Source organism: Amorphus sp. MBR-141 (genome assembly GCF_053628695.1).
Genome location: NZ_JBRJGW010000026.1, coordinates 1 through 15,238, shown reverse-complemented (window position 1 = coordinate 15,238; position 15,238 = coordinate 1). Strand labels below are relative to the sequence as shown.

General features: G+C 66.1%; 22 protein-coding genes. 1 reads left to right on the top strand and 21 read right to left on the bottom strand.

The features are described 5' to 3' along the window. Window positions 1-5 precede the first annotated feature (5 nt). The 5 genes from ACSSVZ_RS24230 to ACSSVZ_RS24210 form a co-directional block, all read right to left on the bottom strand. A complete protein-coding gene (locus ACSSVZ_RS24230; RefSeq protein ID WP_394030999.1) occupies window positions 6-266 on the bottom strand; it encodes a VirB3 family type IV secretion system protein in 261 nt (86 codons plus the stop codon). Beyond that, on the bottom strand, window positions 266-598 hold the full coding sequence (locus ACSSVZ_RS24225) for a TrbC/VirB2 family protein (RefSeq protein ID WP_394031001.1): 333 nt from the start codon (window positions 596-598) through the stop codon (window positions 266-268). Before ACSSVZ_RS24225 ends, ACSSVZ_RS24230 begins: the two co-directional genes overlap by 1 nt. Then, window positions 595-1,527 (bottom strand): P-type conjugative transfer ATPase TrbB, encoded by a 933-nt coding sequence (gene trbB, locus ACSSVZ_RS24220; protein WP_394031003.1) that lies wholly within the window; start codon window positions 1,525-1,527, stop codon window positions 595-597. The genes ACSSVZ_RS24225 and trbB overlap by 4 nt, the downstream gene beginning before the upstream one ends. Window positions 1,528-1,746: 219 nt before the next feature. Continuing rightward, window positions 1,747-2,181: a CopG family transcriptional regulator gene (locus ACSSVZ_RS24215; protein ID WP_394031004.1), complete on the bottom strand. Its 435-nt coding sequence runs from the start codon at window positions 2,179-2,181 to the stop codon at window positions 1,747-1,749. Window positions 2,182-2,189: 8 nt separating this feature from the next. Continuing rightward, window positions 2,190-4,175, bottom strand: a complete 1,986-nt coding sequence (locus tag ACSSVZ_RS24210; protein WP_394031006.1) for a conjugal transfer protein TraG — start codon at window positions 4,173-4,175, stop codon at window positions 2,190-2,192. A 239-nt stretch (window positions 4,176-4,414) separates the two neighbouring features. On the opposite strand from ACSSVZ_RS24210, the gene ACSSVZ_RS24205 reads away from it, so the two are divergent. Then, window positions 4,415-4,936 (top strand): hypothetical protein, encoded by a 522-nt coding sequence (locus tag ACSSVZ_RS24205; RefSeq protein ID WP_394031008.1) that lies wholly within the window; start codon window positions 4,415-4,417, stop codon window positions 4,934-4,936. Here ACSSVZ_RS24205 and ACSSVZ_RS24200 read toward each other — a convergent pair. The 16 genes from ACSSVZ_RS24200 to ACSSVZ_RS24125 form a co-directional block, all read right to left on the bottom strand. Next, the gene (locus ACSSVZ_RS24200; RefSeq protein WP_394031010.1) at window positions 4,925-6,667 is read right to left on the bottom strand and encodes a relaxase/mobilization nuclease domain-containing protein; all 1,743 of its coding nucleotides are present in this window, start codon (window positions 6,665-6,667) and stop codon (window positions 4,925-4,927) included. The two genes, ACSSVZ_RS24205 and ACSSVZ_RS24200, sit on opposite strands and share 12 nt — an antisense overlap. 247 nt (window positions 6,668-6,914) lie before the next feature. Further along, window positions 6,915-7,676 carry a lytic transglycosylase domain-containing protein gene (locus tag ACSSVZ_RS24195; RefSeq protein WP_394031012.1) on the bottom strand — a complete coding sequence of 254 codons (762 nt, stop codon included), beginning with the start codon at window positions 7,674-7,676 and terminating at the stop codon, window positions 6,915-6,917. A 4-nt stretch (window positions 7,677-7,680) separates the two neighbouring features. Next, complete coding sequence (locus ACSSVZ_RS24190) at window positions 7,681-8,016, bottom strand: DUF736 domain-containing protein (RefSeq protein ID WP_394031013.1); 336 nt, start codon at window positions 8,014-8,016, stop codon at window positions 7,681-7,683. A 69-nt stretch (window positions 8,017-8,085) separates the two neighbouring features. Next, complete coding sequence (locus ACSSVZ_RS24185; RefSeq protein ID WP_394031014.1) at window positions 8,086-8,631, bottom strand: S26 family signal peptidase; 546 nt, start codon at window positions 8,629-8,631, stop codon at window positions 8,086-8,088. Then, window positions 8,628-9,146, bottom strand: a complete 519-nt coding sequence (locus tag ACSSVZ_RS24180; RefSeq protein ID WP_394031015.1) for a DUF2840 domain-containing protein — start codon at window positions 9,144-9,146, stop codon at window positions 8,628-8,630. Before ACSSVZ_RS24180 ends, ACSSVZ_RS24185 begins: the two co-directional genes overlap by 4 nt. Next, window positions 9,147-9,398, bottom strand: a complete 252-nt coding sequence (locus tag ACSSVZ_RS24175) for a hypothetical protein (RefSeq protein WP_394031017.1) — start codon at window positions 9,396-9,398, stop codon at window positions 9,147-9,149. It abuts the gene before it with no gap. Continuing rightward, window positions 9,395-10,033 (bottom strand): ParA family partition ATPase, encoded by a 639-nt coding sequence (gene parA / locus ACSSVZ_RS24170; RefSeq protein WP_394031019.1) that lies wholly within the window; start codon window positions 10,031-10,033, stop codon window positions 9,395-9,397. The genes ACSSVZ_RS24175 and parA overlap by 4 nt, the downstream gene beginning before the upstream one ends. After that, complete coding sequence (locus tag ACSSVZ_RS24165; RefSeq protein ID WP_394031020.1) at window positions 10,030-11,175, bottom strand: replication initiator protein A; 1,146 nt, start codon at window positions 11,173-11,175, stop codon at window positions 10,030-10,032. The genes parA and ACSSVZ_RS24165 overlap by 4 nt, the downstream gene beginning before the upstream one ends. Window positions 11,176-11,186: 11 nt before the next feature. Further along, window positions 11,187-11,468 carry a helix-turn-helix transcriptional regulator gene (locus ACSSVZ_RS24160; protein WP_394031022.1) on the bottom strand — a complete coding sequence of 94 codons (282 nt, stop codon included), beginning with the start codon at window positions 11,466-11,468 and terminating at the stop codon, window positions 11,187-11,189. 132 nt (window positions 11,469-11,600) lie between these two features. Continuing rightward, window positions 11,601-12,110, bottom strand: coding sequence for a DUF2285 domain-containing protein (locus ACSSVZ_RS24155; protein ID WP_394031023.1), 510 nt, complete (start codon window positions 12,108-12,110; stop codon window positions 11,601-11,603). Beyond that, complete coding sequence (locus tag ACSSVZ_RS24150; RefSeq protein WP_394031025.1) at window positions 12,070-12,375, bottom strand: transcriptional regulator domain-containing protein; 306 nt, start codon at window positions 12,373-12,375, stop codon at window positions 12,070-12,072. The genes ACSSVZ_RS24155 and ACSSVZ_RS24150 overlap by 41 nt, the downstream gene beginning before the upstream one ends. 110 nt (window positions 12,376-12,485) lie before the next feature. Further along, entirely contained in the window at window positions 12,486-12,752 is a 267-nt protein-coding gene (locus ACSSVZ_RS24145) for a DNA -binding domain-containing protein (protein ID WP_394031027.1), read from the bottom strand. Window positions 12,753-12,884: 132 nt separating this feature from the next. Further along, window positions 12,885-13,139: a helix-turn-helix domain-containing protein gene (locus ACSSVZ_RS24140; RefSeq protein WP_394031029.1), complete on the bottom strand. Its 255-nt coding sequence runs from the start codon at window positions 13,137-13,139 to the stop codon at window positions 12,885-12,887. Window positions 13,140-13,329: 190 nt separating this feature from the next. Next, entirely contained in the window at window positions 13,330-13,656 is a 327-nt protein-coding gene (locus ACSSVZ_RS24135) for a DUF736 domain-containing protein (protein WP_394031030.1), read from the bottom strand. A 597-nt stretch (window positions 13,657-14,253) separates the two neighbouring features. After that, entirely contained in the window at window positions 14,254-14,694 is a 441-nt protein-coding gene (locus ACSSVZ_RS24130) for a hypothetical protein (RefSeq protein ID WP_394031032.1), read from the bottom strand. A gap of 144 nt (window positions 14,695-14,838) precedes the next feature. Next, window positions 14,839-15,006 carry a hypothetical protein gene (locus tag ACSSVZ_RS24125; RefSeq protein ID WP_394031034.1) on the bottom strand — a complete coding sequence of 56 codons (168 nt, stop codon included), beginning with the start codon at window positions 15,004-15,006 and terminating at the stop codon, window positions 14,839-14,841. Window positions 15,007-15,238: the final 232 nt, after the last annotated feature.

The window sequence follows — 15,238 nt, the reverse complement described above, 5'->3', positions numbered from 1 at the left end:
CGGTCTCACACGTTCAGATGGCTGGGGATGCGCAGATGCCGGCGCACTACGTCGACGAACATCGGATCGCGTTTGGCCGCCCACACTGCCGCGAAATGGCCGATGGCCCAGAGGCCGATCCCGACCAGCCACAGACGCAGGCCGAGGCCGAGGGCGGCGGCGAGCGTGCCGTTGAGAATGGCGATCGAGCGCGGAGCGCCGCCAAGCAGGATGTGCTCGGTCAACGCCCGGTGGACCGGAACGGAGAATCCAGGAACCTCTTCCATCAGACGAGCGCCCCGCCGCCGAAGGAGAAGAAGGACAGGAAGAAGGAACTGGCCGCAAAGGCGATCGACAGACCGAAAACGATCTGGATCAGCCTGCGGAACCCGCCCGAGGTGTCGCCGAAGGCGAGCGTGAGGCCGGTGACGATGATGATGATCACCGCGAGGATCTTGGCGACGGGGCCTTCGATCGATTGGAGGATCGACTGGAGCGGCGCCTCCCACGGCATCGACGAACCGGAGGCGTGGGCGGCCGGCGCCAGCATCATGCTGACAAACAAGACGGAAGTGGCCGTCGCCATGTGACGGCGGATGCGCAGGGCGTGACGGATCATGCAGGGTCTCCTGTGGCTGGGACTGTGGGGGTGACGCGGTAGTCGCCTTGCGCGCCGAGCCCATCGACGCGGGCGAGTTCAGCGAGGCGGCGGGACGAGCCGCGGCCGGCGAGGACGGCCACGAGATTGATCGTCTCGGCAATCAGCGCTCTGGGCACGGTGACGACGGCTTCCTGGATGAGCTGCTCGAGCCGGCGCAGCGCACCGATGGCGCTGCCGGCATGAATGGTGCCGATCCCGCCCGGATGGCCGGTGCCCCAGGCTTTGAGGAGATCGAGCGCCTCGCTCCCGCGCACCTCGCCGATCGGGATGCGGTCGGGTCGCAGGCGCAGCGACGAACGCACGAGATCGGACAGCGAGGCGACGCCATCCTTGGTGCGCAGCGCCACGAGGTTCGGCGCGGCGCATTGCAGTTCGCGGGTATCCTCGATCAGCACCACGCGGTCGGACGTCTTCGACACCTCCGCCAGCAATGCGTTCGTCAGTGTCGTCTTGCCGGTCGAGGTGCCGCCGGCGACCAGGATGTTCCGGCGCTCGGCGACGGCCCTGCGCAAGATCGCGGCCTGATCGGCGGCCATGATGCCGGCGGCAACATAGTCGTCGAGCGTGAACACGGCGACGGCGGGCTTGCGGATGGCGAAGGCCGGTGCGGCGACCACAGGAGGGAGAAGCCCCTCGAACCGTTCCCCCGTCTCGGGCAGCTCGGCCGAAACGCGCGGGGCGCCTTGATGGACCTCGGCGCCGACATGGTGGGCGACGAGCCGGACGATGCGCTCGCCATCGGCCGGTGACAGCCGCTCGCCCGTATCGGCCAGCCCATCGGAAAGACGGTCGATCCAGAGCCGCCCGTCGGGGTTGAGCATCACCTCGACGATCGACGGGTCTTCCAGGAATCCGGCAATGGCGGGGCCGAGGGCGGTGCGCAGCATGCGCGCACCCCGCAACATCGCCTCGGATTGGTGTTGAGAAGCCGCCACGTCGTCCCCGTCCTTTCTCGGGCGCACACAACGCGCGGCCCTGGATCGGGGATGAGTAGAAGAGGCAGAAGTTGGACCGCCGCAACAAGGCTGTGGGCGTAGTAGCGGTGTGGCGTAGAAAGACAGGGAAACGGCGGAACGCCCAAAGACTTGAGATCGGGGGAATGACGACTATCCGCCGTCTTCCGTGCCCGGCAGGTCCTCCGAAATCTCTTGCCGGAGCTTCGGCCCCTTGGCGAGTCGACGGCCGAGTGCGACGATGAAGGCGTCGTAGCGTTCCCCAGCCTTGGCTCGGGCTGCCGCCTGCGCGGGCTCCGGCAGTGGCGGGTTGGTGGTCAGCCAGAAGCGGACGAAGACGGCGAGCGTCTCGACCGAGATACCGAGGTCGCGTTCCATCCGGGTCATGCGCCGGTCGAGCTGGTCGAGGCGTTTGGTGGTCGCGGCCTCTTGCCGCTCGGCGGCGTCCGGCGACAGGAAGGAGGCGATGGCGGCCTCGGCGATCAGCGAACGGGACTGATCCCGCCGCGCGGCATAATCCATGATCGCCTTCATCACGTCCGGATCGAGATAGACGGACAGGCGCTGTTTCTTCGGTGGCTTCCTCATCGGCGGTCTCACATCTCGATGCCGTCGCCGGGATCGAGCGAGGCCTGACGGGCGACCTGGCGCATGCGCTGGTTCATCCGGCTGACACGCGCGGTATCGTCCTCCATGGCGTCGTCCGGATCGGGAGCGAATTCGTTGTCGATCGGCTCTTTCTTCTCGATCGTCTTCGACTTGCTCAATTCGGGCTGATGCCGGCGTTCCGATCCGGTCGGATCGTCATCGTCCTGGCTGTCGCGCGGCTGTGGCTCCTCGATTGCAGGAGGCGGCGGTAGCGGCAGCGCGCTCCAGTCGTCGGCCTTGGCCACCTTGGCCTTCTCCATTATCGGCGGCGGCAGGATGCGTTCCTGGAATCGGGCATCCTCGTAGTAGCGAGCTTTCTTCGCCCGGATCGGCGGCGTGCCCGCCACCATGACGATTTCGTCGGCGGGCGGGAGCTGCATCACTTCGCCCGGCGTCAGCAGCGGTCGCGCCGTCTCCGAGCGCGAGACCATGAGGTGACCGAGCCAGGGCGACAAACGGTGACCGGCATAGTTCTTCATCGCCCGCATTTCCGTCGCGGTGCCGAGGGCATCGGACACGCGCTTCGCCGTGCGCTCGTCATTGGTGGCGAAGCTGACGCGGACATGGCAGTTGTCGAGGATCGAGTTGTTCGGGCCGTAGGCCTTCTCGATCTGGTTCAGCGACTGCGCGATCAGGAAGCTTTTGAGGCCATAGCCCGCCATGAAGGCGAGCGCGCTCTCGAAGAAGTCGAGGCGGCCGAGCGCCGGGAACTCGTCGAGCATCAGCAGCAATCGATGGCGTCCGGCCTTTGCCTGCAAATCCTCGGTCAGCCGGCGTCCGATCTGATTGAGAATCAGCCGGATCAGCGGCTTGGTGCGATTGATGTCGGAGGGCGGCACGACAAGATAGAGCGTCGTCGGCCGTGCGCCGCCGACGATGTCGGTAATGCGCCAATCGCATCGGCGCGTCACCGCCGCCACCACGGGATCGCGGTAGAGACCGAGAAACGACATGGCGGTGGAGAGCACGCCAGAACGCTCGTTGTCGGACTTGTTGAGCAGTTCGCGCGCGGCCGAAGCGATCACCGGATGCGGACCGGCTTTGCCGAGATGCGCGGTCTTCATCATGGCCGCGAGCGTCGACTCGATCGGCCGCTTCGGGTCGGACAGAAAGGCGGCGACGCCTGCGAGCGTCTTGTCCGGCTCGGCATAGAGGACATGAAGGATGGCGCCGACGAGAAGCGCGTGACTGGTTTTCTCCCAATGGTTCCGCTTTTCCAGCGAGCCCTCGGGGTCGACGAGGATGTCGGCGATATTCTGAACGTCGCGGACCTCCCACTCGCCGCGCCGAACCTCGAGCAGCGGGTTGTAGGCGTCCGACCTCGCGTTGGTCGGGTCGAAGAGCAACACCCGGCCGTGTTGACTGCGAAAGCCAGCCGTCAATGTCCAATTCTCGCCCTTGATGTCGTGGACGATGGCGGAGCCCGGCCAGGCCAATAGCGACGGCACGACGAGACCGACGCCCTTGCCGGAGCGGGTCGGCGCGAAGCAAAGTACATGCTCGGGTCCGTCATGGCGGAGATAGGCGCGGTCGAATTTACCGAGCACGACGCCGTCGGGTCCAAGGAGCCCGGCTGCTTTCACTTCATCGCGCCGCGCCCATCTTGCTGAGCCGTAGGTCTCGACATTCTTGGCCTCGCGCGCACGCCAGACCGACATGCCGATCGCGACGGCGATCGAGATGAAACCGCCGGACGCGGCGATGAAGGCGCCCTCGACGAAAATCTCCGGCGCATAGGCGTCGTAGAAATACCACCACCAGAAGAAAGCGGGCGGATAGTAGACTGGCCAGCCGAACAGCTCGAACCAGGGCCGACCGAGTTGTGGCTGGAAGCCGAGCTGCCATGCCGTCCACTGCGTCGCCGCCCAAGTCGTGGTGAGCACGATGAGGAAGACGGTGAGGATCTGGCCCCAGAGGATTTTGGTCGCGGACACGGTCAGCCTTCAAAGCGGAGTTTCATCCGCAAAGAAAGTGAGCGAGACTCAGACTTCAATGGTTACGACGCCTTGATAGTGTTCAAGCGTGCGATGGCGTAGAATTACTGATCTGACGCATCTGGGTAGCTAGGGATGGGCTAAATATGTCATATGCGAGTATTGTCATATCGATATTTTCGTTATGCATTGCTGTCGCATCAGCGTGGCTGACGCTCTTTCGGCGTGGGCGCCTCGCCATGACAAGGCCGAACGTCGTATTTTTCGGCTTTGATACCGCGCCAAAGACGACCGCCAAGATTTTCCTTCGCACCCTCCTCTACAGCACGGCGGTTCGTGGCCAGGTGATAGAGGGAATGTTCGCCAAGCTACATCATGCAGGAAGCGAACAGATCTTCAGCTTCTGGGGGTATGGCGAAACCAACCAACTTGTCCCCGGCAGTGGACTATATGTCGGGCAGACGGGTATCGCTGTGAACCATCACTTCGTCCTCTCCGTGCATCAGCCCGCCTACGAATTTGCGAAGGGTGATTACGAGATCGAAGTGTTCGTCCGACTGGTGGGACGGAAGACGCCTATCCGGCTGAGCGGGTTCAAACTGACGCTTTCGGCGGAACATGCCGGCATCCTGGCCCGGCATGGCGGAGTCTTGTTTGAATTGAACCCAGACGGTCGCGGCTATGTCGGGCACGCTCGTGATAAGGACGACGAGCTGCCACCGACTGACGTGATTCCGTTCTCCCGGCAATCAGAGTCCTAAGCCTCGCTTGCGGCCGAAGCCCCAGTCTATACCGCCATCGCCGCGGGCGACGCCGGAGACGTGGCGGCCGAGTTGTTTTTCCAGCGACGGGGACCAGGGCACCAACTGGAACCCGAGGCCGTCGTCGATCATGGCGAAGCGGCCAGAGGCGAGCGCGAAGCGCTGCCGGTAGGTGCCGGCGACATATTCGCCGGTCGCGGATCGGCTGAACGGCCGGCCGGTCTCGACAGCGAGCTTCTCGCCAAGCGCGTCCACTTCACGGCGGCGCAGCGTATCGATCAGGTTACGCGCGAAGATCACGCTGCGGCTGCCCTGGCGCTCGGCGAGGCCTTGTTCGATCAGATGCTCCGCGCGGGCGTTCATCGCTTCGCGGACCTCGGCGCCAAACCCACCGCCGCCAAGCGCGACGGGCTCACGCGCAATGGCCTGCCGGTCGAGCCAGGTCGCGCCGGTTGCCGTGATTTGCCGGTCGAGCGATAGGTCGGAGCGGACGGCCAGCGCTACGCGCCGGCGCCCCTGTGCGTCATCGAACTTCCGCAACTCGACGATCGAGCCCGGCGCGCTGTCGGCGGCAGCGTCGAGGTCGGGCAGCTTGACATGGTGGGTCCGTCCATCGACGCCGTCGACCACGGCATAGGCGGTGCCCTTCAATTCATCATCGAGGCCGCGATCGACCAACCGGCCGATCACCGGATCGTCGAGGCTCTCGCCGGCGAGCACATAGGCCGCCGCGCTGCGCTCGATGCCGCGTTCCATCAGGCCGCGGTGAATGCGCTTGATGATGTCGCCGCGCTCGCCGAGTTCGCGCAGCGCCGCCTCCGCGTTCTCGGCCATGACCCATTGGCCCGGGCCGATCTGGTCGGCGAGGCCGAGGGATTCCAGTTTGCGCAGGCGGCCGACCTTCAGCGCATGGAATTCGTCGGGTTGGTGGTCGGGATGCGGCGCCAGATCGACGACGCCGGTGCGATAGCCGTCGCGGGTGAGCTGGCGATCAAGCTGTGTCCAGCGCTCGGTATCGATCTGACGTTCGAGCGTGCGGCGGATTTCGTGATCGGTGCGCGGTCCCAGTTCCTGTGTGATCAGATCCTGGGCGCGGGCGCGCATCCCCTCCTTGATGTAGTCGCGGGAGATGACAAGGTCCTGGCCGTCGTCAGCGCGGCCCCGCACGATGACATGCACATGGGGATGCTCGGTGTTCCAGTGATCGACGCCGACCCAGTCGAGCCTCGTGCCGAGATCCTTCTCCATTTGGCCCATCAGCTCACGGGTGAAGGTCTTGAGATCGGACATCTCCACCGCGTCCTCGGGCGAGACGATGAAGCGGAAGTGATGGCGATCGTCCTGGCAGCGCTCGGCGAAGGCCTTGGGATCGGCGTCGTCGGTCTCGGGACCGAACAGCCGGGCCTTCTCCCCGTCCCGGGTGACGCCCTCGCGGCGGAGGTAGCCGAGATGCGCGGCGAGCGGTGCGGACCGTGCCGTGTGGCGCACGACGCGGGTCTTGATGACGGCGCCGCGCGAGCGGCCGGTCAGCAGACGGTTCGCCTGCACGCTGGCGCGCACGCCGCGCCCGAAGCGCGAGCGGTTGCCGGGCGTGATCTTGCCCGAACGCGAGACGCGGCCGCCGGCCTTCTGAGCGGCGGCGAGCGCCTGGGCGATGAAGGGCCTTGCCCGCTGGGAGCCGGAGGAGCGGATGCGGCCAGGGCGGATGCGGAAATCGTCCTCGCCGCTCATGGCCATACCTCCACACCTCGCATCAATGCATGGAAATTCCTGTGAAAACGCCGAATGCGCGAGGTTCGCCGATCGGGCACACCTCGCGAATTCGCCACGCAAGTCCCTGAAAAACCACGACCGGACCAAGCCGCACCTCGCGGCCTTTTATCCCGCCATCCTCCGGTCGTGTTGCCTGCCTCCCACCCGCGCACCCTCCATGATGCGCCGCGCCACGCCAGACTGCGATTGCCGAAGAACGCCATCATCACGGGCCTCCCGCGCTCGATCGCGCGACGAACAGGCCGCTCGATTGCGGCGCGATGGCCGAAACATCGCGCGGGCCGGGCGCAGCCGATGCGTCCTCGGAACGACCGTCGAACGGCACAGGATCGGCAGCCGATGCGGCATCCGCGCGGGCGACGAAGAGCGGCGCACGGGTCCATGACACCGGCTCGGCGCTGGCAACCGTGATGGGGCCGGCAATGTCTCCGCCGCCGACAAGAGGCGCGAGCGCGGCGACATAGGCGCGGGTTTCGGTCGGCAAGGAACGCTTTCCCGACAGATATTCCTCGTAGCGGCCGGGACCGGCATTGTAGGCCGCGAGGAACCCGGGCGAGCCGTAGCGGTCGTGCATTTCGCGTAAGTAAGCCGCGCCCGCGAGGATGTTGTCGCGCGGGTCGTAAGGATCGCTGCCGAGCCGATGACGGAGGCGCAGTTCCGCCCAGGTATCGGGCATGATCTGCATCAGGCCCATGGCGCCGGCCGACGAGATCGCGCGCAGATCGCCCGCGCTCTCCGCGCGCATCACGGCGCGTATCCATGCGGCCGGAATGCCGAAGCGCTGCGAGGCTTCGGCGATATGGGCGGCGTATGGATTGCCAGCGGCCGGTCGTTCCACCGGCGCGCCCTGCGCCCGCGTGGCGACCGGCGGCGCGACGATGCAGCAGAGGCCGGAAAGGAGAAGGAGGGTGATGCGCCGGGCGGCGCGGCGCCGCCCGGCGACATCGTGATAGCGGGAGAACGGCATGGCGTCACTCCCGTTCGCCGCGCTTTGGCGGCCGGTTCCAGTGCAGCGACCAAGCCGACTTATCGTCGCCGGATTGGAACAGGTTGGCGCGGATCGGCTGCATGAAGGCGGGATCGTCAATGAGCAGCGAGACATAGTCGCCCGCCTTCTCGCCGATGCGTTTCCAGGCGGCGCCGACCTCCGGTCCATCGTCATCGCCGAGATGAATGCGATAGTCGGGCGCGTTCTCGGCGTCGGAATGCTCGGCGGGAACGAGCACCAATTCGGTGTCAAGCGTGAGCGTATGGATGCGACCGGAATAGCCGGATTTGGTGCGGGTGAATCGACCGATCTGTGTCATGGGAAAGCTCCTCTGCAGGCGGTTGGTGAGAAAGTCGGCTGTGGTCGGCGCGCTGATTCAGCGTGCCAATCATCGGGTTTGGGCACGCCACTCGTAGCGGCCGGAGCCGTCTTCATCGGTCCAAAGCGGGACCGCGCGACCGATGATCGACCTGGCGGGTAGCGGGCCGAAATAGCGGCCGTCGAGGCTGTCGCGGATCTCCCAGTTCATGAGGAAGACCTCGCCGTCGGCGACGCGCCGGCAGCCCTGCCAGACGGGCAGTTCGCGGCCGAGACGGTCACGCTCCAGCGCTTCGCCCATCTCGATGCCGTCGACAGTGATGGCGAATCGCAAGCGGCAGACCTGTTGCCCCGGCAGACCGACGATACGTTTCATCAGCGGAAGCCCACGCGGCAGATAGCCGCGCTCGGCGAGGAACCGCGCCAGCGGCTCGGGCGCATCGACGGCGACCAGGTCCGTCACCTCGAGCCGGTCAGCCGGTTCGATCGAATAAAGCCCGATCGGTGCGCTCGCAGAGGCGTTCCAGATCAGCTTCTTCGGCATTTCGATGAGCGCCGAAGCGGCGACACCCATGGTCATGAGACAGGTGAGCATCACATAGCCGAAGCGAGTCATGGCGCGGTCCTCCGGCGCAGGAGGAAGGCCCGATGGTGTTTGGCGGTGTAGGCGCGCGGCTCATGGTCGGCGGCCAGACGGTTGTGGACGTGCCGCCAGTGATCGGGCGAAACCTCGGCTGGATCGATGCCGAGCGCCTCGATGGCGTCGATGATCTGAAGCACGCGCTCGACTCTGGGCCAGCCCTCGATCTTCAGGAGGATGTCGCCGCCGGGCCGCACGAAAGGCAGCGTCTGACAGGGCTCGCCGCGGTCGATGGCGCGCACGATGTCGATGCGCGAGATGATGGTGCCGTAGTCGTTGGATGCCCAGCGGACGAAGGCAAAGAGGCTGTTGGGCGCGAAGCCGACGACACGGCGACGGCGGTCGAGGATCTGCTCGTAGACCTCACGGCCGAAGCGGATCCAGTGCTCGATCTTCTTCTCATGCCAGATCAGCTCAATGAGCGTGGTGAATGGTACGGGGCCGGCCGACGAGTGGCCGCCGCGCATGCGGGGGTCCGCGTTGCCGGTCATTTAAGTGTCTCCTTCGGTTGGGGGGAATTCGCGGGCGAGCAGATCGCGCAGCATGTCGGCGACGGTCTGTCCGCGCTGGAACGCCGCGATCTTGATGCGGCCGCGCAGGTAGGGCGTGACGTCGATCGTCAGCCGGGCGGTGAATCCGGCGGCATCCGCGCCGCGCGCTGGCGGTGCATCCGATGCCTTGATCCAGCGCTCGGGATCGGCGGGGCGCGATGCGAAGCCGCGCTTCGGAGTGTGCCCGCTCATGGCGCGAGCCTCCCCACCTCGATGCAGAGCGCCGCGATCTCACGCGCGGCCGGACTGTCCTCATCGATCTCGAAGACGAGCCGCCCGGATTGCGCCGTATCGGCGAAGCCGACGCGCTGACCAATCGTGGCTGCGAGCACCGGCGGATCGTGATCGGCAAGCGTCTCGGCCGTCTCGCGGGCGATGATGGTGCGCGCGCCGCAGCGGTTCAGCACGAAGCGGGCGGCAAGCTGCGGGCGATAGATGCGCGCTTCCTGAAGCAGCGACAGCATCTCGGCCGAAGCCCAGCCGTCGAAGGGCGACGGCTGCACCGGGATCAGCACCAGATCGGCGGCGAGCAGCGCCGAGCGCATCAACGAGGCGACGCGGGGCGGTCCGTCGATGACGATGTGATCTGCATCGCGCGCCAGCTCGGGCGCTTCCCGGTGCAGGGTGTCGCGGGCCAGGCCGACGACGCCGAACAGACGTGGCAGCCCCTCACGCGCGCGCTGCTGCGACCAGTCCAGGGCGGAGCCCTGTGGATCGGCGTCGATCAGGGTGACGCGCTTGCCCTGCCGAGCCCATTGCCCGGCGAGATGCAGCGCCAGCGTCGTCTTGCCGACGCCGCCCTTCTGATTGAGGAGCGCGATGATCATCGTGCCCCTCCCGGCTTGCGCCCAAGGGGCAGTCGCGATGGGTGAGCGGCGTCACTGCCGGATGGCCGCGCCCCGGATGTCTTTCGGAGGAGCCCGTTGATGGCGGCAGCGACGGTGTTTTCCACATCGCTGCGCGCAACATAAGAGTTAGATTCTCTGTTAGATTCTAAGTTAAGGCCCGGAATCGTCGTTTCCGGCCAGAGACTTAACTGCGATCTCTGCGTGCGAAGTCCCGATAGTCCTGCGTGCGAAATCCCGATAGTGTTTGCGTGCGAAGTCCCGAGTGCTTCCACAGCGCTATCCACAGGCCCTGTGGATAACTTCATTGGCACGATGCGCAGCAGTTCGCGCCGGCGTTCGCGCTCGATCTGGAGGTGGTAGCCGGGCAGCGGCTGGCGCAGGGCGATGCGCCGGAGCTGGAGCGCGAAGTCTGAGACGCGCACGAGGCTGCCGGACTTTTCGTGGAGATGGGCAATCTCGAAGATCCAGCCCCGCGGCTGGCGGCCGGCGTGCTTGCGCGCGACGCGGTAGAGCCAGCGCTCGATCCCGCCCGTCAGCCGGAAATAGGCCGGGTCGATGGTGAGAACCAAGGAGCGGTCGGTGACGCCGCGATAGAACCAGTCGGGCAGCACGAATTCCATGCCCTCGACGCGGCCGTCGCGCGTTACGCATTCCTCCCATTCGTTGATCCAGGAGAATTGGTGCCGCCGCCAATGCTCGCCCTGGCGGATGGTGGTGCGGATGACAGTCGATTGCAGGCGAGTGAGCGCGCCCTTCAAGAGCTTGTAGTCGCGCGCGCCGGTTTCGCGGCCGATCGATGTCAGGAGCTGATAGGGGGTGAAGCGCAGGAAGCGCGAGGTCTTGAAGCCAAGATTTTCGGCCTCGACGATCTGCGAGGCGGCCCAGATCAGCACGTCGGCATCCCAGATGGTCGCCATGCCGTGCTCGGGCACGGCGAAGACCTCGACGCGGACGCCGCCGGCCTCATAGAGGATCGGCGCGACGCGCTTGGCCTTGGCGAGCGAGAAGAACGGCCGCTCCATGAGGTCGCGCTGGTCGCGCGGGCTGGCATCGCCGGTCGCAACGATGAAGGGATCGAGCGTGGCCCGCTCGGTCGAGGTGATGAGACGACGCCGCTTCATAATCGGACGTCTCAGCGACGGTTGCGGCCGGCGTGGGCCGCCGGCATCGGTTCATGGCGCTTGGCGGGCAGCACAGACCCGCGCGGATCGGAGGTCGAGGTGACGGCGCCCCGATCGGCCCAGGCCTGCAAATCGTCGATTGCATAGACGACGCGGCCGCCGAGCTTGCGATAGGCGGGGCCGGTCCCATAGGTACGGTGCTTCTCCAGCGTCCGGCCGGAGAGACCGAGGAAACGCGCGGCTTCGGGGGTTCTGAGAAAGCGCGGCGGCAAGCCGGCGAGATTGGGCGACATGATCGGGCCTCCGTGGGTTGGTTGAGGCCGCTGGCAATGAGCGGCGGACGCAGGCCACGGTGGCGAAGGAGAGCCGCGAGGGGGGAGTGCGAAGAAGGGCGTGCTAAATTCGCACCCCCTGCCGACATCGGGTCAGGATCGGCGGCGATGGCGCAGCAGCACGCGATAGCCCCCGGCGATCATGGCGAGGGCGTCCTTGACAAGATCCATGGTTGCGTCGCGCAGCGCCGAGGACTTCCAGGGATCGGACGCAACGCGGGGCACGCCGTAAATGACGCCAGCGATCTCGCGATAGCTCGCCCCGTTCATGCGCCCGTCAACCGCTTGCAGCATGTGGCGGGCACGCCGGCGCTGCTGGCCGGTCAGGCGGGTGTCCGCAGGCACGGCGCGACCGAGCAGGGATTTGAGCAGACGCTCGACGGCTTCGAGCCGGTCGAGGCCGTCGAGATCGAGCGGGATCAGCGCGGCAAGGGGTTCGCCGCCGGCAACGCCTGCCAGCCGCAGGAGATGGAGAATCTGCCCATCTCCGGGATCGTGCAGGAAATGGACGCCCTGTTCGTCGGAGCGGGCGGCGGTTTCCTGAACGACGGTGAGGAGATTGCTATCGGCGGGAAGTATGGAAGGCGCGGCCGTCAGCAGCACGGTGCTGGTGTCGTCCTCGGGGCACCAGAAGACGGGAGTTTCGGTCGCGTTGAAAGAAGGGCGGATAAGGAAATTGCAACCCCCAGCATCTCCGGACCCGGTTCGTCAGTTCCTTGAGATCGCACGCCGGCCGTCTGGTCTCGGCATATTCGCGCTGATAGTCGCCATTGCGCCGCAGCCATTCCCAGCCGAGGTCGGGCGATGCGAGATCGTCGAGATAGTCGTAGGTCGATGTCGACCGCCACCGGGATATGTCAGGGGTCATGGCGTCCTCTGCGCGTTGTTTACCGGGAGGCGCACGATTCCCGGTTGCAGAGGGCTACGGAAGTCCCGAAGGCGGCAACGGGCGATGCGGGCGAGGCATCGCGATTTCGGTCAGTGAGGACGGCCCTCGCGGACGAGCAAGCGGTAGCCGTGCTCGGTCATCCAGCGGGCACGGGCGAGATGGGCGTCGTGGATATGGCGCGCGCGGTCCGGCTCGCGCTCGGGATCGAGGCCGAACAGGATCGTGACGGCCTCGCGCCAGTCGGCGCCGTCGGTCGCCGCGTCGAGCAGGCGCATATAGAGCTTCATGTGCTCACGGTCATAAGCCGTGAGCGCCGCGCACTGCGGCGGTTCATCGAGAAATTGTACCTGCGTCACCTTAGCCCCCAGAGCCTCAACATAACCGCCCGCGTCCCATTTGTTAACCGGGCATTCGACGGGCAGTGGGAGAGGACGTTGGCGCATCGCGTGATGCGTGGCAGGCATCGCCGAGGCGCCTCGCGGGCGATGTCAGGGCGATTTGCGGCTGTCGATTTTCGCACGAACGAACATCACTCCTTCCCCCTGATCGGAGGTCAGGAAGACGATGCCGTTGGCCTCGAGCGTGCGGCGCACCTGATCGCATGTCGTCTCGTACACCTTGAGTCCGCTCACGGACTCAAGGCGCTTCAACGCGGTCAGGGATACCAGGGCCTTTTCAGCGAGCGTCTCCTGCGTCCAACCAAGCAACGCGCGTGCGGCCCGCGTCTGTCGGGCGGTGATCATGCATGATCACCTCCTACGGACACGAACGTGCGCGCCAGAACTACGACTATAATAGTCGTTCTTGAGGTGAAGCGCCAGCGGTAATGGGCTGTTTGGGCATTCGTTGGCGGGTTCCCAAGGTGACTGATTCGGTCGCTCTCGAACGGCGAAAGGCCCCGCCCGAACCAGCCGGGCGGGGCGTCGCGGCGCATCAGTCGCCGTTGCGGCGGCTGGGGCGGGACCAGATGAGGCTGTAGCCATCGCCGTCCTCGTCATCGAAGAGGTTGGCGAAGATCGGGGCGGTGAAGCTCGGATCGTCGAGCTTGAGGCCCAGATAGTCGCGGCCCTCGTTGGAGCGCTTGGACCAGGCAGCGCCGATCTCCGCTCTGCCAACGAAGACGCGGTGGCTGGGGGCGTTCTCGCCGGTGGCGCGGGCCTCGGGAACGATGCGGACGTTCCTGGCCTGGACGCCGAGGGTGACGATGTCGCCGGTGAATTCGTTGTTGCCGGTCTTCTTGAAGGTGCCGATGGTCGCCATGGTGGTTCTCCGTGATCTGAAGTTCCGAGCCCGCACCATTGCGGCCTCGATGGCGATCCACAGGCCGGAGGCGATCGACGCCGCACCCGTCAGGGCCGCAGCGTCAGCGGAGGATGGCGCCGAGCGACTTTGTTGTTCCGCGAGGAATGACGGCGTAGCCGGCAGGGGAAGAAAGTCGATCGGCGCCGTTGCGGCATAGGCGATCGAGGCGGAGCCGGCCTTCGGCCAGATCAGCCCATTGAAGAGGCCGTGTTGGAGCGGTCGACCCGACAAAAAGATCAAGGGAGAACGTGGCGACCCAATGCACCCGCCGGGATCCCGGCAACGGATCGCTGCCGGTGATGACGTCCCGCCTGTCCCGGCGATGACCGCGATGGGCTTACCTCGGCCATCGGCTCATGAGACGCCATCCGCGCGTGCGTTCATCGAGTGGCTGTGCAGGGGACCAGCTACCTGTCCAGCGCCGCTTCAACGTGCCTTACGCTGTTTCTGGCCTGACATTGCGATCTCTGCTCGAGGGCCAGTTTCGCCCATCTCCGGCATCAAGGATGGCAGCCATGCCGGCTTGCTGGCCGTGCGCCAACGGTTGTGTCGGTGTCAGCCTCGCGCCATGCCCTGTCCGGTCGGTTCGGGCGCGGCCATCGCCGCGACCCGCAGGAATGCAGCAATGCCGACCGCTATTGCGCCGACGACGGAAAAGGTGATCTGCCAAGTCTCCGACGGCATGGCGTGCTTCACGATGCCATGGGTCGCGTGATAGCCCGCGATCGCCGCAGGCGCGACGAAGGCAAGCGCAATGGCGATGCGCAGCCAGAGCGGCCGCGCGACAGCGAGGAGCAGTTGGCCGACGCCGAAAATCAGCCCGGCCGCGACCAGGCCGATCGCGATGCCGCCCGGCCAGCCTGCGCCGGTGTCATAGGCCCACATTCCGGCGGTGACGCCGGCGAAGGCTGGGAGCGCGTAGATAGCAAGCGTGAACAGCAGCCAGCAGAGAACGCCGATGGCCGCGATGCTGAAGATGATGCCAAGGAAGATCATGGTGGTGGTCTCCGTGAGAAAAGGTCTGACGGTCGCGCCCTCCACCACCACCACGGCGCAACGTGAAGCATAGCCGAAGATGAGCGGCCACGGGAGCGGAAATCGGCTAGGAAGTTCCGCTCGCCGGACCAGGCGCTCCCTTCGTCAGGGCTGGAAGGGATCGAATTCAAGGATGATGGCGGCGGTGTCGCCGTCGTATTCGTTGGCGGGAACGACCGAAAGGCTGCCGTCGCCGGCCCGGAAGATGATTATGGCGACCATGAGTGTGGTGGCGAGGCTGAAGGCGAAGGCGTGAGCGTCGTTGAGGGACATTGTTCCGGCTCCTGTCTGGAGGCGGGGGACCATCCCCCGCGCGACAGGCGCCCGATGTGTCCGGCCAAGGGCCGCAATCACCGCGGAGGCGTCGCCTCAAGGCCGCACGCTCGCGTAGCGGACCCTTCACGGGTTGATTGGCCTGCCCCATCGAGGTGGCCGGGGCGTAGAGTTAGAGTCCGGCGGTTAGGGCCGGCGGATGTGCCGACACGGCGCCAGGGTAAGGTGACCA